Origin of the sequence: Tundrisphaera lichenicola (assembly GCF_051175385.1) — a bacterium.
Classification (GTDB): Bacteria; Planctomycetota; Planctomycetia; order Isosphaerales; family Isosphaeraceae; genus Tundrisphaera; species Tundrisphaera lichenicola.
This window is the reverse complement of the sequence record NZ_CP195106.1, coordinates 1,967,370-1,987,051: the sequence shown is the minus strand read 5'-3', so window position 1 is coordinate 1,987,051 and position 19,682 is coordinate 1,967,370. Positions and strand designations below refer to the sequence as shown.

The following is a 19,682-nucleotide window of genomic DNA, read 5'->3' as shown; positions in this document are numbered from 1 at the left end:
GCGTTTGCGACCTCGGGTAGCTCGGGAGTTCGGCTGGATGGTCAGGCCGCTTCGTTCTGATCGACGATCTCCCGGTACGTCGTCTTCTCCTTGAGCAAGTGGTAGATGATCACCAGGAGCGTATGAGCCACCGCGATGGCGGCTCGCTTCTGGCCCCGGCTTCTCGCGATCCGGGAGAATTTCCTGGCCAGGTGCGTCTTCCTGGCCCGCGACGCCGCCCAGGCCGCCTGGACCAGAGCCGTCTTCAACCAGCGGTTGCCCGGTGTGGTCCGCCCGCTCTGACGTTTTCCGGCGCTCTCGTGGTTGCCGCTGGCCAGACCCGCCCACGACGAGAGGTGCCCCGCCGAGGGAAACTGGTCCATGTCCTGGCCGATCTCCGCCAGGATCACCTGAGCGACCCGGACGTCAACGCCCGGGATCGTCATCAGACGGGCTACCAGCTCCCCCGCCGGGGGGAGCGTCTCCTCGATCCGCTCCTCATAGCGTCGGATTATCGCTTCGAGGTGAAGCAGGTGATCCATCTGGGTCCGGAGCAAGAACCGGTGGTGTTCGGTCACCGACCCCCGCAACGCCAGTTGGAGTTGCGGGATCTTACCTCGGAGCCGGCGTCGGGCCAGGTCCGCCAGCTTGACCGGGTCGTATTCGCCTCGGATGATCGCCTCGATCATGGCCCGGCCCGAGACGCCCAGGACTTCCGAGGCGACCGAGCCGAGCTTGATGTTGGCATCTTCCAGGACCTTGGCGATCCGATTGGCGACGGCGGTCTTCTGACCGACCAACTGGGTCCGCTGGCGGGTCAGGTCTCGGAGTTGCCGGGTCGATTGGGGCGGGATGAAACTGGGACGCAACAATCCAGGTTGTAGCAATTGAGCGATCCACTCACTGTCCTTGACATCGGTCTTCCGGCCCGGGACCTGCTTGATGTGATGGGCGTTGACCAGGATTACGGTGAACCGCGACTCCAGGATATTGAAGACGGGTTTCCAGTAGGACCCGGTGGACTCCATCGCGATCGTGGCGACCCCTTGAGCCCCGAGCCAGTCGCCCAGGGCGAGGAGGTCGCCGGTCATGGTGGCGAAGGTCTTGATGGTCTTGGAGACCTTGCCCGCGGGGTGGACCCTCCGGACGCAGGCGACGACGGTCTTCTTGTGGACATCCAGGCCGGCGCAGCAGTCATGCAACACGTCCATCGACGGGTCTCCCCAGGGTAGCCCCTCGCACGGGGGACATCGCGGGGAGGAAAGCACTCTGCTCGACGTGCTCCGAGTGGTAAGCTCGGGCGACAGGTTTGGGTACGCGCGATGCCTTTGCGCCAGGCTGACACGCGGGCTCGAAGCACCAGTTTCATATCGGCGTCAAGCCGTGCGAGGGGACGACTTCACTGTAGCGACCGCCCGCCCGATTTTCATCGGTTCGGGTGCCGCCCGAAGGGCGGCATGGGGGCTGACACCGATTTCCCGGAGGACGTATCCACACGTTGATCAAACTTGGTATACCTGGCGACTCTAATTTCCATCGGGAGGCTTATCCTCCGCTGGCTTAACAACCTTTGGCGGTTTGTTGAAGAGCGGGTCATTCAGAATATTGATGATCAAATTTTCCACATATCCCGCCGCAGTGGCGGAAGTCGCCTGACGAGTTGTCGGATGTGCGAAGTGATTGCGATCGGTCAAGGCGTTAAGGAGGATTTGATGCTTGTGCTTTGGAAACAATTCCGCCTCATAGGCGATCTCAATAATGTATCGCTCTGAATGAACGTAGAAATCTTCGTATATTTTGATTGGCTCGTGCAAATTGTTCTTGTTCTTGTAATGAGTCATCAGGATAGCATTGAACTTATTCAGCCGAACCTTGCGATGGCTCGTGAAAATCCATTGGCGTAGCCGTTCGAAAACGAGGTTCCAACCCATCACAGTTGCGGAACGATAAGATCCCGTCTCCAGGCATCGCAACGCATCTTCTGCAATGATCTTCTCCTCTTCGACCGTCAAATTGCTGATCAGTATCCGAAGGGAAGTGATCACCGGATTGTCGTCCAAAACTAGCATGTACCGACTTCGAAACCGGCTGTTAATTTCACTCCAAACGGTCTGAATAAAACTTCTCCAATCCCTGTCGAACTGGAAGAACTCCGGCGAATAGTCCAGACGCATCGTCTTGTCGATGTCGTTCTTCTTCTCAACGATTGCTATGTAATCCCGGTATAAATCTAACAGTTGTGTTGCCTCTGGATGAAATCCCAATCCATCCAACGCATTATAAACTGCCCCCATTCCGTTCGTGAATTTATCGACCGAGGATTCGAAAGGTCGCTCAATATCAAACATACCTAGATGAATACAATGCATCACCCAAACCGGCTTCATAACTCTGTCCCCATCGAACGATTACAGAAACCCCCCATTCTACGCGGATTCCCCCAATTGAACAACGCCTCCCCCCGTCCCGCCCTTGCTACTTTCGCAACCCCACTAATCCGAGGCTTGTTGTTTTTCCAGCCGGGAGAAATCTCGAACTACCAACCCTAACCAAATTGTGTTCAAGAACATCATTAAATGGTTCGGTCCCAGCATTCACTCGATCCGTGGCTTCACTACCAAGAACGAGAAGGAAATTGATATCAGTTCAGAGAGAAGGAAATTGGTGCAAGTTCGCATGTCGACCGCCTGACGACGACCCGATCTATCACGCGATTCAGCCTCGCTCAATGCTCAATGTAGTTCTTCGAGAGCCCGAGTTCCTCGGGGGCGTGCAGGCGGAGCATCTTGAGGTGGATGTCGGCCGGGACAAGCTTGGGGGTCAGTAGCGAGAGCCCGACCATCACGCCCACCGAGAGCGGGACTCCCCAGATGGCCGGCTGCTCCAGGAGCGACCGGGTCAGCGGCGAGACATCCAGGTGGATCACCTTCTTGTCGATCAGCATCGTCGAGACGATCGCCGAGACCGACAGCAAGCCCCCCGCCAGCATCCCGCCCCCCGCTCCGATCTTGGTCAGGCCATTCCACCACGAACCGAGCAAGAGCAGCGGGAAGTACGAGCACGCCGCGATCGCGAACGCCCAACCGACCATCAAGGCGATGTCGAACGACTCGACCAGGAACCCCAGCGCCATCGAGACGACCCCGATCAGGACGGCCGCCACCTTGAATGCGATCAGCCGCGATTCCGGGGAGGACTGAGGACGGAGAATCCTCCCGTAGATGTCGTGGGCCAGGGCTCCGGACATGCTCACCAGCAGGCCCGAGAACGTGGACATGAACGCCGCAAACGCCCCCGCGCTGGTGATCCCGCTGAGGATCTGGCCCCAGAGCGGATTTTGCAGGATGGTCGGCAGCCGGATCACCACGGCGTCGGTCGAATTGTTCGCGTAGAGCGAGGGCAGATGATTCCGCCCGAGCGTGCCCCAGACCGGGGGGAAGACGTAGAAGGCCCCGAGCATCACCATCACCCAGAGTGTGGTCCGCTTGGCGGCCCGACCATCGGGATTGGTGTAGAACCGTACCAGAATATGAGGCAGGCCCGCCGTCCCGCAGATCAGGGCGATGATCAGCGAGTAAGTGTAGAGGAGCGGGTAGCCGTGCTTCGAGGTCAGGGGGCCGAACGGTCGGAGCCAGGCCCGGTTGGGCGGAGCATTCGGGACGTCGCCGCTCAGGATGGCCTCGGCGGGTTCCTGGAACTCGAACTTGATCGCGGTCGTGACCGGCCGATCGTCCTGGACGACCGGCGCCCCACCCTTCGTGACCAGGACGGGACCGACCTGGAGGATCGTTCCCGGTTCGAGCCGGATCGGCCCGTTCCCTTCGGGGATCGCGAGCCTCGTTCTCCGGTCCGGCCCGTCCAGGGTCTCGGGCGACCCTGCGGGATTCTCGCCCACGAAGATCGACCCGAATGATCCGTTGATGGGATCTTCGCCGGGGCCGGGTTTTCGGACCGTGGAGACCTTGCCAAGCGTCGCCCCGTTGGGGAATCGGATCGTCGAGACGGATCGAGGCGAGAAGGACAGGACGTTCGCCGGGTAGCCGAGGACCCCCTTGATCTTCATCACGGCGCCCGAGGTGGCCTGCGGCAAGGCGTCGACCTTCGAGGGGTCGTCGATCTTCGCCATGTTCCCGGAATAACCCCCCAGGACCGACCCCAGGACGAACACAGGGATTGAGATCGCGAACAGCTTGGCCCAGTACTGGAACGCCTGGACGAAGGTGATCCCCTTCATCCCCCCGAACGCCACGTTGAAGGTGATGACCACGCCCACCACCACGATCCCGGCCCAGTACGGCCAGTTCAGGATCTGGCCCATCACCACGCCGGCCCCCTTCATCTGGGGCATCGTGTAGAAGAAGCCGATGAACAGGACGAACGTCACCGCCACCTTGCGAAAGGTCGGGCTGTCGAACCGGCCCTCGGCGAAGTCGGGGATCGTATAAGCCCCGAACCGCCGGAGCGGCCCTGCGATGAACAGGAGGAGGAATAGGTAGCCCGTCGCATAACAGACCGGGTACCAGAGGGCATCGTACCCGTTCTTCATCAGGAGCCCGGCGATCCCCATGAATGAGGCGGCCGAGAGATACTCGCCCGAGATCGCCGAGGCGTTCCAGAAGACGCTGACCGAACGACCGGCCACGAAGAAGTCGGACGCGGTCCTGGCCTTACGGGTCGCGTAGATTCCCAGGAGGATCGTGGCGGCCGTCATCAAGGCGACGAACCCGACGGGGATCCAGGAGATGGTGCTCATCGGCCCTCCTCCTCGGCCAGGGTCTTCCGCCAGTCCGAGCATTCCCCCTCGATCCGGTTCGACGCGGAGACGAAGTAGAAGGAGAGAATCACGGTGATCGGGTAGATCAGGACGCCCAGGAAGAGCCAGGAGGCGGTGAATCCGAGGATCGACGAATTCGCGAAATCCGGGGCGAGGTAGTTCACCAACGGGACCCCGAGGACGAGGATCACGAAGACGGCGGCTACCCGGAGGCTCAGGTTTCCTTGCCGACGCATCAGGGCGCGGGCCAGTCGGGCCTGATCCTCCCCGGACAAGGCGTGAAGGTCTCGGTCGATCATCTCGGATCATTCCTCGGATTGTGGTCGATGGCCGCCCTACTGTAGTGGAGCCGACCGAGATTGCAAGGAACCCGAAACGCCGGCGGCGGCTTTCCGGTCGGAGGCTGCCACGATTATCCTGATAGCCCCCGCGATCGCTCTCGGATTCGTCAAGGTGAAGGTGATCCTCATGCCCCTCGATCCCCAGGCCCGCGACTATCTCGATAAGATGGCCTCGCTCCGAGTCCCCGGATTCCACACGATGGCCCCGCCCAAGGCCCGTACCCTCTTCCGGGCGATGCGAGCCGTCGGAGGGCCGCCCGACCCGGTCGCCGAGGTCGAGGACCGGGTGATCTCCCCATCGATCCCGATCCGGATCTATCGGCCGATCGACGGAGAACCGGCCCCGAGCCCGGCCTTGATTTTCTTCCACGGGGGCGGCTGGGTCCTGGGAGACATCGAGACGGTCGACAACCTCTGCCGGAGGCTCGCCAACGCCTCGGGGGCCGTCGTGATCTCGGTCGACTACCGGCTTTCACCGGAGGCCAAATTTCCCGAACCCCTGGACGACTGCTTCCGGGTCGTCTCGGCGGTGGCAAAGGAGGCATCCCGCTTCGGGATCGACCCGGCCTGGATCGCCGTCGGGGGCGATAGTGCGGGGGGAAACCTGGCGGCTGCGGTCGCCCTGAAGGCCCGAGATCGGGGGGACCTCCCGCTGGCATTCCAACTCCTGATCTATCCGATTACCGATCATTCCCTCGAGACCTCGTCCTATTCCGAGAACGCCGAGGGCTTCGGCCTGACCCGAGAGATGATGGGCTGGTATTGGGGCCAGTACCTCGCCACTCCCGAGGACGGTCGTTCCCAGTTGGCCTCGCCCTTGAAGGCTGCCGACCTGGCGGGACTACCCCCCGCTTTGATACTAACCGCCGAATACGACGTGCTACGAGACGAGGGGGAGGCTTACGCCGGGAGGCTCCGAGAAGCGGGAGTCCCGGTCCAACTCCGGCGATTCGATGGGATGATCCACGGGTTCCTCCAGATGGCGGACTCGTTCGACCAGGGTCGAGTCGCGATCCGGGAAGCCGGCCTCGCCCTCCGCGAGGCCCTCCGATCGTGCAAGTCTGGATGACTCGACGTGACGATTTCGTGATTGTACGTCACGTCGCGGGCCTTCCCCGGTCCTATAATCGGAGAAAGTCGACGGGGGCGTCCCGCCGATAACCGGGGAGGCGGATGCCCCCGGATTCGATCGATCGTGCAGGAGTGGTCCGATGACTGTTCTCAAGTCCAGCCTCGTCGCTCTCGCCCTCATCGCCGGGATGTCGGACCTGGCGAACGCCCAGTCCTTCTCGAGTGCCGTCACCAATAATGGGTTCGCCACCTTCCCGGGCGCCGGAATCAGCGATGGCTATTACGATGTGAACGGAGGGTTCGGCAACTACGGGCTCCCGGGAACTTACCCGAACTACTCGGGCTTCGGATTATCGGGCTACGGGCCCGGGACCGACCTGAGTGCCTATTTCTCGGCCAGCCGCCCGAACACCGGCCCCCAGACGACCAACGCCATGGGGGGCCTCATCGGCACGATCCAGAAGCAGACGGGGCGCGGGAACAGCTACCAGATCAACGGGATGAACGGAGTGGTCCATCGGCGGCGTGCCCGTTGATTCCGAACCGGTTCCGATCCTGGTACGCATCCCGGATGGCTCGGCCATTGATCCTGGCCCATCGTGGCGACTCGTTTCACGCTCCCGAAAATACGCTCGAAGCCGCCCGCCTCGGTTATGAGGCGGGGGCGGACGGCTGGGAACTCGACGTCCAGTTGACCCGCGATCGTATACCGGTCGTCCTCCACGACGAGTCGCTAGGCCGGACGACGGACGTCGCCCGAAAATTCTCGGGCGACCCCCGGATGGCCTCGGGTTTCCAGGTGGCCGACTTCACCCTCGACGAAATCAAATCTCTCGACGCGGGTTCCTGGTTCGTCGATCCGTCGGGCGGGGCACGCTCGGCGACCGGTTTCGGGACGCTAGCCCGACTCGATTCGAAGGCACGGACCCGATACGCCTCGGGGTTGGTCCGGATCCCGACACTCGCCGAAGCCCTGGAACTGACAAAATCTCTCGATTGGGCCGTCAACGTCGAGATCAAACCCTCGATGGGCCAAAGGAACTCGCTCGTGGATGCGGTCCTCGGCGCGATCCGGACCTCATCCACGGAGGATCGAGTCACGGTCTCGTCATTCGATCACGAGACGGTCCGTTCGGTGGCCAAACTCGAACCGGGGGTCGCGACGGGAGCACTGGTCCTCGACGGAGCCATACCAGACGGCGACTCCTTGGTGGAGGGAGTCGGCGCGGAGGCTCTCCACGCCCCTTTCGAGGCGATCCTCCTCGGCAAGATCAAGGTGGTTAACAGGCCACTTCTGACTTATACCGTGAATACTTCCGGATTGTCGGGCCCGATTCTTGGACTCGCCGCGATGGGAGTCATGGGAATCTTCACCGACGATCCGGCGGGCCTGATCCGAAGCATGGCCCTCAATCGATCCTGAGGGCACACCAGGTCCCGTTGGAATAGGGTTGGGCATCCTTGGGTCGGTCCGTCAGTCGGGCCCATTCCTCCGCCGTCCAGACCAGCACCGTCGCCGGGAAGCCATTGATGAGCCAACGAGCGGAACTTACGATTTCGGCGGCCGGCAGGTAAAGCCTGGGCCGGTCGGAAGTTGTTGAGCGATCTGAAGCCCGATTTGCACCTTGCATGGATGGATCCCCGATCATTGTTGGCACTCTGGTCGTCATCGACCACACCAATTCCTTGATCTTCCGGGCGGACTGAAAGATCACTCTCGTCCTCGCTTCCCCATCGAACCGAGACGAAGGATGATCTAATCTTCGATCTGTAGGGCTTTTCGACCCGCGATATGCGGCTCGTCGAGTCCTTGTGCCATTTCATTCATCTCAGGTCTCAGAATCGACGACACTCTCGATCGTCCTGATTCAGGACCTCTCCGTTCACGATGCTGAGACGTCTCGATCTCCTTTTTAAGCGTTAATGTCCCTGTGAGATCGAAGGGAAGGAGGAGTAATCGGGAACTGAGTCGAATAAGTTCATCGGAGGTTTTGGCCTCTCTCGTCAAGAGCCCGAACTCCCCACATACGCATGCGTGTTGACATTGACCACTTGAGTCATGATTGGCCGTCCCTAACTTTGTAAAGCGCCCAGTTTAGAAATTCAAGACTTCATATTCCGGAATTTGGAAAAATCTTACCTTTTCCATGGCCATTTGTTGCTAGGGATTTTCTGCTTAAAAAATCTCAGACTCTCTTTAGACCAGGCGGTACGGATTGACGGATCCGCTCGTCTCTCTTTCGCTTCGAGGTGCAGTTTCGGGGAAGGGGTCGAACCATGATTGACCGGGCCCTCGCGTTGCGTTCAACTGAAACATTCGAGGGTCGTGAGCAGAACGGCTCGATCGAACGGCAGGCGGGGGATGTCGATGATCGCGACGGCGGGACTGGGCAAGGTCTACGGATCGACGGTCGCCCTGCGCGACCTGACTATGGAAGTCCGCAAGGGGGAAGTTTTCGGGCTCCTGGGTCCCAACGGATCGGGGAAGACCACGACCATCCGTTTACTCCTGGGATTCCTCAAGCCTTCGTCCGGGCGGTCGAGCGTAGCGGGCTTCGACTCGTGGCGTCAGAGCCTGGAGGTCCGGGATACGGTCTCGTACCTTCCGGGTGAACTCCGCTTGATCGGCTCGATGAGCGGCCTGAACCTCCTGAAGTTTCTCAGCTCGCTCCGGGGCGATGTGGGGCTCGATCGCGCCGTAGCGATCGCCGAACGGATCATGGGCCTGAACCTCCGACGGAAGGTCCGGACCTATTCCACCGGGATGAAGCAGAAGCTGGCCCTGGCCCAGGCGTTCGCCGATCCGGTCGAGGTCCTGATCCTCGACGAACCGACCTCGGCGCTCGACCCTTCGGCGAGGGCCGACGTCCTCGGGCTAGTCACGGAGGCCCGACGCTCGGGCCAAACCGTGATCTTCTCGGGCCACGTCCTCTCCGAGGTCGAGCAAGTCGCCGATCGCGTGGCGATCATGAGGAATGGTCGGCTGATGCATGTCGAGGACATGCACGTCCGCAAGGGCCTTCGGATGCTCCTGGTCAAATACATCGGAGGCCCCCCGGAACATTTCCCCGAGGAACTGGAGCTGACGCTTCGCCGACGCGATGGGGACGTCGACCTACTGGAACATCGGGGAGGGATCGGCCCGCTCCTGGACTGGCTCCGATCGCAAGATGTGCTCGACCTTGCCATCGGGACCGAGGACCTTCGGGCGCTCTACGACCGCTTTCACGGGCCGGAAGCCATCGAGGATGAGGAGTCCTAATCGTCATGACCGCCTTCCTGAGCCTCGTCCGCAAGAATCTCCGCGATTCGCGCTGGATGCTGGGCACGATGCTCCTGTCGCTATTCTGGTTGAGCTGGCTTTTCGTTCACGTCGCCCATCGGATCGAGAAGTCGATCCGCGAGGCGACCGGGGGTGGTCCCGGTGGAATGCGGATGCTCCGTGGCCTGGGCGGAGCCGCCATGGACTTCTCGACCGGTGCGATCGAGATGGCCTTCTGGAACCATCCGTTCATCCTCCTGATATTTTCGGTCTGGGCAATCTCCCGAGGATCGGGGGCGATCGCGGGTGAGCTGGAACGAGGGACCATGGACCTGGTCATGTCCCGACCGGTTTCTCGGACCTCGTTCGTCGCCTCTCAACTGGCGGTCGGCCTCCTCGGGATGGTCCTGATGGGCTTGGCCATGGTCCTGGGCAATCTGGCGGGGACCCAGTACAACACCCTGGAGTCGCCCCCCTCGGTCCAGAGCCTCTCGAAGCCGGCGTTCAATCTCCTGGCATTCGGATGGGCGATCTACGGATACACCCTCTTGCTCTCCTCCGGAGATTTGGTCCGTTGGCGACCGACCATGATCGCGTCGATCGCCACCCTGGCCATGTTCGTCGCGTTGGTGGTCGCGTCGATCCCCTCCCTGGAGGAATGGAAGTGGCTGGGGAAGCTCTCGATCTTCAAGGCCTACAACCCGGTCGAGGCGATCACCAAGGGGGAGTTCCTGGCCTTCAACTGCGGGATCCTGGCGACCATCGGCACGGTGGGCGTGGCCATCGGTTATGTGATCTTCCTCCGTCGCGACCTCCCGGCGGGGAGTTGAAGTAGGGCAAACTCAAGGCGACTTGCGGTATTTTTCGTAACGGACGATCGGGGCCGATTCCCGGAATCGCTCGATCCGACGGATCGCTTCCCGATCTCGGTCGGTCAAGGAGTCGACGAGCCGGTAGGTCCGCCGAAATTTCTGGGGAGGGCCGGCCAGCCGGTAGAGGTAGGAGATCTCGGTCGGCCGGAGCTTGCGCGGGCCGGTCATCGCGGCGATGGTCTCGATCTCAACGAACGGGGGCAGATCGTTCGGAGTCAGGAACGCCCCCAGCCTGGCAATGGTCGTCAAGCATCGCGAGATCAGGTCGAGTCGCCCAGGATCGGCCTCGGGATCGCCCTTGGCGATGACCTCGACGGATGGATTACTCAGTTGAAGGCGTCCCGATCCGGCTTCCTCAATGATCTTCAATCGAGGCTCGGCCAGGTTCCGGGTCATATCCGCCTCGATCTGATCGGCTCGCTTCCCCGACTTTTCCCGTTGCTCGATCGCCCCGGCGAGCGTCTTCCGGACCCGGCCTTGACCTTCCTCGATCTGGGCATAGGTGATGGACGACTGGAGCCGACGCTCGAGGTCCAGGAAGTCGACCTTGGATTTCGACGGATCAATCACATAGATCTCGTGGGAATTGGACGCGAAGAGGTAGATCCGACCGGAGATCGCGACAAGCTCCTCGGTGTAGACTGGGTCTTTTGCCAGCCCATACCCGGCAACCAGCAACTTGAAGTCGGCCGGATTTCCCGCCGGGGGCCCATCGGCCCAGGCCGGGGCGACCATCAGGGCGAACCCGATCAAGTGGACACGGACCTGATTCATCCGAAGGGCTCCGAAGGTCGAGAAGGTGGGAGATCAGGTCCATTGCTTTTCGGGATTGTAGGGCACCAGTCGGGGGCCTTTCGAGGTCTGGCCGCCTGCGATCCTCTGCTTGAGCCCGAGGATCTGACCGGCCGTCTCGTCGTCGGAGAGTGGTTCGCCAATGACCGAGGAATCCCCGAGAATCCGGGCATCGACCAACCAGACCAGGTCGGTCTCGTCCATCGGGAGTGAGCGAATCAGGTCCGAAGTCATGCCCAGATGGGCTTCGGCTCCCGAACGACCCCCCGCTCCCAGCAGGACCACCAGACCGACCCCTATCCCCGCTCCCTTGATATTCGCCAGGGTCGCGTGCAAAGACTCGTCTTTCCAGAATTTCCCGAAAACTCGCCGGATGGTGGGATCCCCCGACTCGATCGCGAGGGTGACTCGACCGAGTCGCCCGCCCTTCCAGCGACGCCATCCCTCCGGGTCCGGCAACGAGGTCGGGAAATCGTCGAGGAGGGCATGGATCTCGTTGGCTCGCGAATTCCTTGCATGGGCCCCCGGGCGATCCGGCCCCAGGTACTCCGAAAACCGCGATCCGATCTCTTCCAGATAGCCGAAAACCTGGTCGAACGGCTGGAGAAGGACATCGGAACCTGCCAGGACCAGGTCGCGGCACTGGCTCTCTCGACGGCCGAGGATGGCCCGAACTTCGATCAGATGCTCTTCAAATTCCCGGACCGACCTGACTCGAAACTCCTTGGCCGAAGCCCGCCCGAAGTCGCGGCCTGTGGTCGCCTGGAGCACGATCGGATTCGGGCAATCGGGCGGAAGGAAGGGCCAGGGGTCATACGTCGCCTCATATCGAGCCCGGTGAGCCTCCCAGGCACGGGGATCCCAGCCCGAGACACATTCGAGATATTCCCTCAGCTCGCTCGGCCCAATCTCCCTGGCCTTGGCCGGAGGCGAAAGGAAAGTGACCTTGCCCGAGTCGATCCGATCGATCAGTGACCCAATATCCCGACGGATCGACTCGTCGAGGGCCTGGGCTTCGGATGGTCCGAGGATCCGGCGACGTAGGACCATCCCCGACCCTTCTCGCCCTCGGAGGATGGCCCTAGTGGTCGTGTCGAGCCCCTTGAGATAATGGACCCCGTCGAGAAAGGCCCGCTGCCAACGGCCTTCGAGGTCGAAATGGTAGATCGGCTCATCGCCCCGATAAAGCGAGAATCCCCCCGATTTTACCCCGAGGAGGACCTCGGACGACCCGTCGAGGAGCCCGACTCGGGCCGGGTACATCGCCCCCGATTGGAGGAGGCAGGCGGCTTCGGTGGTCTGGGCCATCGGCGCATTGTTCCGGGATCGAGATCGAGGCAGGTCACTCGGAGTTGAATCGACCTGAACACGATCGGGCGATTCGATTATAGTCGAGAACCTCGTCGACGGAACGGCGACCAAGGGCAAGGAAGGTCATGGTAGATCATGGATGGAATCGAGCCGCTGATCGGAGGAGAGCCAGACTCGCCGCGAGGTCGCTTGATCCGCGAGGCTTGCCTGATCGTCTTTCTATCGCTGTTCCTGAACCTCTCGGGTAACGGACAGGTGGGGCTCTGGGATCGGGATGAGCCCCGGTACGCCACTTGTACTCGCGAGATGCGGGACCGAGGCGACTGGCTCCATCCTACTTTCAACGACCGTCCCCGATACCACAAACCGATCCTCATTTACTGGCTGATGAGGGCCGGTTATGCCCTGGGTGGGGACAATCCTTTCGGGGCCAGGCTCGTCTCGGCGATCGCTGGATCGGCGACTTGCCTGGTCGTCTGGCGATTGGGGCGCTCGATCGCTGGCCCGGGGGCTGGTCTTCTGGGTGCCCTGGCCCTGGCCACGGTGCCGATCATGGTCACCGAATCGAAGCTCGCGACCACTGACGCGACGCTCGCCCTGCTGATCGTCTCGGCCCAGGGCTGCCTCTGGGGGCTGTCCGGTCGCGATTCAAGGAGATTGGCGGCTGGGTTCTGGGTCTCGCTGGCGCTGGCGACGCTGCTGAAAGGGCCGGTCGGTCCGGTCCTGATCGGTGCATCGGGGGTGGTCTCCTGGTGGTGGGGCGGGCCCACGGCCTGCTGGTCCCGTCTCCGCTGGAGGTCCGGCCTGGCCATCTTCCTCGCCCTGATCGCCCCCTGGTATGTCGCGGTCGGGGTCGTCTCGAATGGGGAATTCTTCCGATTCGCGGTCCAGACTCAGATCGTCCAGCGAGTCTCGACGGGGATGGAGCAGCACGGGGGATTCCCCGGCTATTACGCGGCGATGGCCCTGCCGACCTTCTATCCCTGGTCGGCGCTCCTGCCCGTCGCGCTCCTGGCGGCCTGGAGCCGTAGGAGGATCAACCCCGCCTTCGGCTTCCTCCTGGGCTGGGTGGTCGGTCCCTGGCTGGTCCTGGAATGCTTCGGGACCAAGATGATTCACTATTATCTCCCATCGATCCCGGCTTGCGCCATCCTGGTCGCCTGGTTGATCGTCGAGGCCACCCGTCGCGGGGTTTCGCTCCGGGAATGGCCGCTCGGCCGTTTGAGCTTCCGACTCCTGGGGATTCTGGCCATTGGCGCCACGGGGGCCTTGATGGTCGGGGCGATCCTCCTCCCCGAGCCGCTCCGTTGGCCTTCAGGATTGATGGCGGTTGGTCTGGGGACCGGAAGTTGGTTCGCCCGGGACCGGATCTCTCGAGGAGACACCTTGCGGGCCGCTCATGGGTTGATCGGCACCTGGGCCCTGGTCATGGGCCTGTTCGTCACCTGGTTCCTCCCGGCGGCCGAACCGTTCCGGTTTTCCAGGATCGTCGGCGAACGTCTCAGCGAGCTTTCCGACCGCACCCAGATCCGCCCGGCCATCATGACTTATCAGGAACCCGGGGTCGTCTATGCCCTGGGTCGCCCGGTCTGCGACGTCCGAGGTTATCTCGAGATGGCGGAGGAAGTCCGGCGGAACGGGCCGATCCTGGTGCCTCTCCTGGACTCGGAGATCGTTGAGATGCGTGGCGACGACCGGTTCGAGGTTGAGTCGGTGGAGAATCTCTCGGGCTTCAACCTGAACAAGGGGAAGGTCCAGTCACTGGAGTTCGCCGTGGTTCGCGCGAGTCCCGCTCTCCTGTCCCGTTTGCCCGAGCAGTCGCTCGTAAAGTGACCGGAGTTGCTCGGTCATCGTCTCATAGCGGAACTGGTGGGTGAAACGACTCCGGCCCTCTCGACCCATTGAGTCCCGAAGCGTCGGATTATCGGCCAGTTGGAGGATCGCGGCCTTGAGCCCGTCGATCGACCGGGGCGGGAGCAAGATTCCCGTCTCGGGGAGGACGACTTCCTTCGCCCCATCCACGTCGTAACTGATGACCGGTCGACCGACCAACAGGGCCTGGGGCAAGACCCGCGCCAGCCCCTCGCGAAGACTGGGATGGACCACCGCATCGATGGCCCCGAGGAGTTCGGGGATCCGGTCGGGCGGCACCAGTCCGGTGAAGTGGACCGCGTGGCCGACCCCGAGCCGATTCGCCTCGGCCTTCAATCGGTCCCTCCAAATCCCGTCGCCGATGAAGACGAACCGGATGTTAGGATTGGACCGGAGGACGTCGGGGGCGGCGGCCAGGATATCATCGTGACCCTTGCGCTCGAACAGTCGGGCCACGGTGCCGAAGGCCACCTCGTCGGGTTTTAGCCCCAGTTCCCGACGGACCTCGTCGCGACCCCGAGGGGGGTTGAGGAAGGAATCGACGTCCATCCCGCTGTAGACGGTGGAGAACTGGCTTGGCCTCCCGACGCCCGCGGCCAGGGCTTGCTCGTTCATCGAGTCGCAGACCCCGACGATTGCGTGGCAACGGCGGGCGGCCCACCGTTCTAGGCCGACGTAGAGTCGATTCTTGATCGGGGATTCCGAAGGGCCAAATGGTAGGCCGTGGATCGTGTGGACGACGGCCGGGACTCGCTCGTCCCAGGCGGCGGCCCGTCCGACGATGCCCGCCTTCGAACTGTGGGTATGGACCACCTCGGGGCGGAGTCGACGGATCGATCGGCGGAGTTCCCGATAGGCCCGGAAGTCGGTGGCCGGGCGGATCGCACGGATCAACTCGGGCATCAGCTCGACATTCAGATTCCTGGCCTTCGCCCGATCGAAGAGGTCTCCTTCGGGCCCTTCGGCCGGGCCGGTGATGAGGGTCACATCGTCGCCATAACGGTGGTGAAGCCCATCCACGGTCAGCAAGGTGTTTTCCTGGGCGCCTCCCAGGATCAACCTCGTGATGATATGAACGATGCGCATCGGAGCCCTTATCAGAGATCCCCGCCATATCGGACCCGGACCAGGAATAGGCCCTGAGGCGGAGCGGTAGGGCCGGCCTCTCGACGATCTTCGGCGGTCAGTGCCTCGGCCACTTTCGACTCGGGCCATCGACCCAGGCCGACCAGGATCAACGTACCGGTGATCGAGCGGACCATGTTGTACAAGAACCCGTCGGCCTCGACCTCGATCCACACGGAGTCGCCCTTGCGGGAGACGGCGATGTAAGTGATCGTCCGGACGCTGCTGGTCCGATTCGGCCAGTTGGTCTCGAAGCTGTGGAAGTCGTGCCGACCCTTGAGCGCCTGAGCGGCGCGGTCCATCGCCTCGTCGTCGAGTCGCTGGTAGACATGATAACTGTAGCGAAGCCGGAACGGGTCGGCGATGGGCCTGTTGTCGATCACATAGCGATAAAGCTTGGCCTTCGCGTCGAGCGTGCAGTGGAACGATTGCGGGACATCCCGAGCATCGAGGACCCGGACATCGGGCGGGAGGATCGCATTCAGGGCCTTGACGAAGACCTCGGGCTTGTGGCCCGAGGCCGTGTAAAAGTGGACCACCTGGCCGAGTGCATGAACGCCGGCATCGGTTCGTCCGCTGGCGTTGGTGGGAGCGACGACCCCGGTCAATTGCCCGATCGCCTCTTCGAGGACTTGCTGGACCGTCCTCCGGTCTGGCTGTCTTTGCCAGCCGGAGAACCCGGTCCCATCGTAGCTGATCAGGAGTTTGAGGTTCCGCATGGCGAAGGGTTCAGCCGAGGGCCACGACCTCGGGAAGCCCCAGCGCCCGCCGCTTCTCGACGATGAAGGCGATATGATGGGGGATGTGCCCGGTGATCAGGGCGAACAGCCGACCGGCGGTCCGCTCGTCCTCGGCCCCCTGATCGTCCCGATAAAGTCCCACTCGTTCCAGGGCCTCGGGTCCGACCGCTCGCAGTGTCCGTGCCAGGGACTTGCGGGTGGCCTCGATCAGGTCGAGTTCCTCGTCGATGTCGCGGTCTTGATAGGCCAGGTTCGCGGCGTAATCCTTGTGCCCCGCGCTGGTGACCAGGGGCCTCTCGCTGGCGATGATCCGCTTGATCCGGTCGGCGTAGATCGGATCGAAGTCGGCCAGGTGGGCGACGACTTCCAGGGTGCTCCACTTGCCCTCGACCGGCCGGGCCCGGAGTTGCTCCTGGGTCATCCCCGCCACGGCGGACCGGAGGGCCCAGATTCCGGCGAGATAGTCTTCGATCGGTGGTGCGGCGGACATCGGGAGTTCCTCGGTGATTTCAGACGGCCTGGGTGACGGGGTCGAGCTTGAGCAGTTCCTCGGCGATCTGGACGGCATTCAGGGCCGCCCCCTTCCGAAGGTTGTCGCCGACGCACCAGAAGAGGAGAGCCCGGGGATTCTTCAGATCCTGGCGGATCCGCCCGACGAAGACATCGTCTCGATCGCGGGCCGAGGCCGGAAGCGGATAGGAGAACTTCGAGGGGTCATCGAGGATCGTCAGGCCGGGTGCCTTCGCCCAGAGGGCTCGGGCTTCCTCGGGGGTGATCGGACTCTCGGTCTCGACCAGGATCGACTCGCTGTGGCTGTAGAGGACCGGGACCCGGACGCAGGTCGGACAGACGTCGATCGAATCGTCCTCCATGATCTTCCGGGTCTCGTTCACCATCTTCATTTCTTCCTTGGTGAACCCGTTGGGCAGGAAGTCGTCGATCTGGGGGATGCAGTTGAAGGCGATCGGGTGGGCGAACTTGGCCGGGTCCGGGACGCTCGATCCTCCGACCTGGGCCTCGGTCTGGGTCCAGAGTTCGTTGATCCCCGACTGCCCCGCCCCCGATACCGACTGGTAGGTGCTGACGACCACCCGGAGAATCCTGGCGGCGTCATGCAACGGCTTGAGGGCCACGACCATCTGGATGGTCGAGCAGTTGGGGTTGGCGATGATCCCCCGATGCCGGGCCACCGCGTGGGGGTTGACCTCGGGCACGACCAGCGGGACCTCGGGGTCCATCCGGAAGGCGCTCGAGTTATCCACCACGACCGCGCCCGCCTTCGCGGCAATGGGCGAGTACTGTCGGGAGATCGAGGCCGGCGTGCTGGAGAGGACGATGTCGACCCCCTCGAACGCCCCGGCCGAGATCGGCTCGATCGGGAACGATTCCCCGCCGAACTCGATCGACTTGCCCGCGCTCCGCTCGGAGGCCAAAAACTTGATCGATCCGACCGGGAATTTCCGCTCGGCGAGGAGCCGGACCATCACCTCACCTACGGCACCACTCGCCCCGACGACGGCAACGCTCTTCACGGATCGACCCCTCCCCAGGACTCGCCAAGCAAGCCCGACGGCAAAAACTGCCTTACCAACAACCATTCGGCGACACGGCCGGCCTCGCCTCGGTTCGCACGCCGGTCCAACAGTCTACGAATTTTCCACCCACGCGTCCAATGTAGGGAAGTCGATGGATAGGCAGAACTCAAGATCCATATAGATGCTAGATTCAACCGGGAAGCCAGGCTCTCAAGTCGCGCGAGCTTGATCCGACCCGACTCCTTTCTCAAACTGGGCGAGAGCAAGATACCCCCAAGTCCGGGCAAGCAGGGCGACTTGAATGGCTTCGTTCCGCACCGCACAATGGCTTCGTTCCGCACCGCACAATGGCTTCGTTCCGCGCCGCACAATGGCTTCGTTCTGATAATCTTCGCAATGAGGAACGCGTAGGGTGGCGTCGAGCTCAGCGAGGCCCACCACGCCGGTCTGGTGGGCCTCGCTGCGCTCGACGCCACCCTACTTCCAAGCGCTATCCCGATCATGGGAGAGACGCGAACTCGACGCGAAATCCTGGCTCTGAAGTCGCCGGACGCCATTGTCAGGGCGATCGCGCGATGGTTCGCAGCCTGATGCCTGATAGAGAAGCACTCTTGAATTATCGCGAAAGTCGGACACTCCGTAACACGCTCGATCGAGATCCTTCGCAAAATCCCTGGCGTAAGGCATCGACGATCCACCAGATCGCGAAGGGGTGAAGATCCGGTTAAACTTCGAGGAAAACTCTCACCTCGGACCGCGAGGCCCAGCAATGCTCACGAAAACTCCCCGAACGGTGATCGTCGCGATACTACTCTGCCTCGTGTCGGGTCCAGCAAGGGCCCGGGTGTCTGCCATACCGAAGCTCGACCGAATCCGGCCGAGCGAAGACCGATCGCACTTCGTCCGCGAGGGGACGAAGGATCGGGTCGTCATCTGGGGATTCAACTACGACCATGATGACTCGGGCCGACTCCTGGAAGATTACTGGTCCGAGGAGTGGGCGACGGTCGCGGAGGATTTTCGCGAGATGAAGGATCTGGGGGCGAACGTCGTCCGGGTCCACCTCCAGTTGGGTCGGTTCATGGTCGAGTCCGACCGGCCCGACCAGGCGAACCTCGCCCGATTGGCAAAGCTGGTCGGGCTGGCCGAGGAGGTTGGGCTTTACCTCGACGTGACGGGGCTCGGCTGTTACCACAAGAAGGACGTCCCCGGCTGGTATGACGCGCTGGACGAACCGGGCCGCTGGGAGGTCCAGGCCCGCTTCTGGAAGGCGGTCGCCGAGGTTTGCAAGGACTCTCCGGCAATCTTCTGCTACGACCTGATGAACGAGCCGATCGGCTCTGGCGGCGAGGCCAAGGGCGACTGGCTCCCCGGCGAGCCGCTGGGCGGGAAGCACTTCGTCCAGAGGATCACGACCGACGCCCGAGGACGGACCGATCGGGAGATCGCCCGAGCCTGGGTGGATCGACTCTGTCGTGCGATCCGATCGGTCGACAAGCGCACGATGATCACCGTTGGGGTGATCCCCTGGGCCCAGGTCTTCCCGGGAGCGAAGCCGCTCTTCTATTCAACCGAGGTCGAAGGGCCGCTCGACTTCGTCAGCGTGCATCTTTATCCCAAAACGGGCAAGCTCGACAACGACCTGGCGGCCTTGAAAGCCTACGAGGTGGGCAAACCGCTGGTGATCGAGGAAATCTTCCCTCTCGGGGCAAGTCTCGAAGAAACCGAGTCGTTCATCGATCGGTCGAAGGAACACGTCGACGGCTGGATCAGCTTCTACTGGGGCAAGACGATCGAGGAGTCCGAGAAGAAGAAGGACCTTCAAGGAGCGATCGTCGCAAGCTGGCTCCGACGATTTCGAGCGATGTCTCCGCATCTTCACCAGCCAGACCGATAGGCAAAGGTGGCCAGCCGCCGATCCGCGACCCTCGATCGTGAACAGGGATCGAGTGGCTCCCGAGGTTTCCCCTGATTGCTCGTCGGTCGTCGAGCTATTTCTCGGACGACT

The 19,682-nt window shown here is 62.4% G+C and carries 16 protein-coding genes and 1 pseudogene; 7 read left to right on the top strand and 10 right to left on the bottom strand.

Annotation, left to right across the window (positions count from 1 at the left end; genetic code table 11):
- Positions 1-41: 41 nt before the first annotated feature.
- The 4 genes from P12x_RS07780 to P12x_RS07765 form a co-directional block, all read right to left on the bottom strand.
- Positions 42-1,190, bottom strand: coding sequence for an IS110 family transposase (locus P12x_RS07780; RefSeq protein ID WP_435007631.1), 1,149 nt, complete (start codon positions 1,188-1,190; stop codon positions 42-44).
- A gap of 315 nt (positions 1,191-1,505) precedes the next feature.
- Positions 1,506-2,366, bottom strand: coding sequence for a hypothetical protein (locus P12x_RS07775; protein ID WP_435010303.1), 861 nt, complete (start codon positions 2,364-2,366; stop codon positions 1,506-1,508).
- A 338-nt stretch (positions 2,367-2,704) separates the two neighbouring features.
- Positions 2,705-4,732: a cation acetate symporter gene (locus P12x_RS07770; RefSeq protein ID WP_435010302.1), complete on the bottom strand. Its 2,028-nt coding sequence runs from the start codon at positions 4,730-4,732 to the stop codon at positions 2,705-2,707.
- Positions 4,729-5,052 (bottom strand): hypothetical protein, encoded by a 324-nt coding sequence (locus P12x_RS07765; RefSeq protein ID WP_435010301.1) that lies wholly within the window; start codon positions 5,050-5,052, stop codon positions 4,729-4,731. Before P12x_RS07765 ends, P12x_RS07770 begins: the two co-directional genes overlap by 4 nt.
- Positions 5,053-5,221: 169 nt before the next feature.
- Here P12x_RS07765 and P12x_RS07760 point away from each other — a divergent pair, with 169 nt between their 5' ends.
- From P12x_RS07760 to P12x_RS07740, 5 genes are all read left to right on the top strand, one after another.
- Positions 5,222-6,163: an alpha/beta hydrolase gene (locus tag P12x_RS07760; protein WP_435010300.1), complete on the top strand. Its 942-nt coding sequence runs from the start codon at positions 5,222-5,224 to the stop codon at positions 6,161-6,163.
- Between the two features lie 142 nt (positions 6,164-6,305).
- The gene (locus P12x_RS07755; RefSeq protein WP_435010299.1) at positions 6,306-6,701 is read left to right on the top strand and encodes a hypothetical protein; all 396 of its coding nucleotides are present in this window, start codon (positions 6,306-6,308) and stop codon (positions 6,699-6,701) included.
- A 47-nt stretch (positions 6,702-6,748) separates the two neighbouring features.
- Complete coding sequence (locus tag P12x_RS07750) at positions 6,749-7,588, top strand: glycerophosphodiester phosphodiesterase (RefSeq protein ID WP_435010298.1); 840 nt, start codon at positions 6,749-6,751, stop codon at positions 7,586-7,588.
- Between the two features lie 945 nt (positions 7,589-8,533).
- Positions 8,534-9,427 carry an ABC transporter ATP-binding protein gene (locus tag P12x_RS07745; protein ID WP_435010297.1) on the top strand — a complete coding sequence of 298 codons (894 nt, stop codon included), beginning with the start codon at positions 8,534-8,536 and terminating at the stop codon, positions 9,425-9,427.
- Positions 9,428-9,432: 5 nt separating this feature from the next.
- Complete coding sequence (locus tag P12x_RS07740; protein ID WP_435010296.1) at positions 9,433-10,257, top strand: ABC transporter permease subunit; 825 nt, start codon at positions 9,433-9,435, stop codon at positions 10,255-10,257.
- Positions 10,258-10,269: 12 nt separating this feature from the next.
- On the opposite strand, the gene P12x_RS07735 is transcribed toward P12x_RS07740, so the two are convergent.
- Positions 10,270-11,073: a hypothetical protein gene (locus P12x_RS07735; RefSeq protein WP_435010295.1), complete on the bottom strand. Its 804-nt coding sequence runs from the start codon at positions 11,071-11,073 to the stop codon at positions 10,270-10,272.
- Positions 11,074-11,106: 33 nt separating this feature from the next.
- Positions 11,107-12,399, bottom strand: coding sequence for a hypothetical protein (locus tag P12x_RS07730; protein ID WP_435010294.1), 1,293 nt, complete (start codon positions 12,397-12,399; stop codon positions 11,107-11,109).
- Between the two features lie 138 nt (positions 12,400-12,537).
- On the opposite strand from P12x_RS07730, the pseudogene P12x_RS07725 reads away from it, so the two are divergent.
- Positions 12,538-13,230, top strand: a pseudogene (locus tag P12x_RS07725) (ArnT family glycosyltransferase); the annotation flags it as partial.
- Between the two features lie 930 nt (positions 13,231-14,160).
- Here P12x_RS07725 and P12x_RS07720 read toward each other — a convergent pair.
- From P12x_RS07720 to P12x_RS07705, 4 genes are read right to left on the bottom strand one after another with little or no spacing between them, the layout of a single operon-like run.
- The gene (locus tag P12x_RS07720; RefSeq protein ID WP_435010293.1) at positions 14,161-15,360 is read right to left on the bottom strand and encodes a glycosyltransferase family 4 protein; all 1,200 of its coding nucleotides are present in this window, start codon (positions 15,358-15,360) and stop codon (positions 14,161-14,163) included.
- An 11-nt stretch (positions 15,361-15,371) separates the two neighbouring features.
- Positions 15,372-16,118: a tRNA pseudouridine(38-40) synthase TruA gene (truA, locus tag P12x_RS07715; protein ID WP_435010292.1), complete on the bottom strand. Its 747-nt coding sequence runs from the start codon at positions 16,116-16,118 to the stop codon at positions 15,372-15,374.
- A 10-nt stretch (positions 16,119-16,128) separates the two neighbouring features.
- Positions 16,129-16,629: a DinB family protein gene (locus P12x_RS07710; RefSeq protein ID WP_435010291.1), complete on the bottom strand. Its 501-nt coding sequence runs from the start codon at positions 16,627-16,629 to the stop codon at positions 16,129-16,131.
- A 19-nt stretch (positions 16,630-16,648) separates the two neighbouring features.
- The gene (locus tag P12x_RS07705; RefSeq protein ID WP_435010290.1) at positions 16,649-17,671 is read right to left on the bottom strand and encodes an aspartate-semialdehyde dehydrogenase; all 1,023 of its coding nucleotides are present in this window, start codon (positions 17,669-17,671) and stop codon (positions 16,649-16,651) included.
- 847 nt (positions 17,672-18,518) lie between these two features.
- Between P12x_RS07705 and P12x_RS07700 the strand changes: the two genes are divergently transcribed.
- Positions 18,519-19,571 (top strand): cellulase family glycosylhydrolase, encoded by a 1,053-nt coding sequence (locus tag P12x_RS07700; protein WP_435010289.1) that lies wholly within the window; start codon positions 18,519-18,521, stop codon positions 19,569-19,571.
- Positions 19,572-19,682 lie beyond the last annotated feature (111 nt).

Coding starts and splice junctions, on each gene's coding strand:
- P12x_RS07780 (WP_435007631.1), bottom strand. CDS start 1,190: ATGGACGTGTTGCATGACTGCTGCGCCGGCCTGGATGTCCACAAGAAG.
- P12x_RS07775 (WP_435010303.1), bottom strand. CDS start 2,366: ATGAAGCCGGTTTGGGTGATGCATTGTATTCATCTAGGTATGTTTGAT.
- P12x_RS07770 (WP_435010302.1), bottom strand. CDS start 4,732: ATGAGCACCATCTCCTGGATCCCCGTCGGGTTCGTCGCCTTGATGACG.
- P12x_RS07765 (WP_435010301.1), bottom strand. CDS start 5,052: ATGATCGACCGAGACCTTCACGCCTTGTCCGGGGAGGATCAGGCCCGA.
- P12x_RS07760 (WP_435010300.1), top strand. CDS start 5,222: ATGCCCCTCGATCCCCAGGCCCGCGACTATCTCGATAAGATGGCCTCG.
- P12x_RS07755 (WP_435010299.1), top strand. CDS start 6,306: ATGACTGTTCTCAAGTCCAGCCTCGTCGCTCTCGCCCTCATCGCCGGG.
- P12x_RS07745 (WP_435010297.1), top strand. CDS start 8,534: ATGATCGCGACGGCGGGACTGGGCAAGGTCTACGGATCGACGGTCGCC.
- P12x_RS07740 (WP_435010296.1), top strand. CDS start 9,433: ATGACCGCCTTCCTGAGCCTCGTCCGCAAGAATCTCCGCGATTCGCGC.
- P12x_RS07735 (WP_435010295.1), bottom strand. CDS start 11,073: ATGAATCAGGTCCGTGTCCACTTGATCGGGTTCGCCCTGATGGTCGCC.
- P12x_RS07730 (WP_435010294.1), bottom strand. CDS start 12,399: ATGGCCCAGACCACCGAAGCCGCCTGCCTCCTCCAATCGGGGGCGATG.
- P12x_RS07720 (WP_435010293.1), bottom strand. CDS start 15,360: ATGCGCATCGTTCATATCATCACGAGGTTGATCCTGGGAGGCGCCCAG.
- truA (WP_435010292.1), bottom strand. CDS start 16,118: ATGCGGAACCTCAAACTCCTGATCAGCTACGATGGGACCGGGTTCTCC.
- P12x_RS07710 (WP_435010291.1), bottom strand. CDS start 16,629: ATGTCCGCCGCACCACCGATCGAAGACTATCTCGCCGGAATCTGGGCC.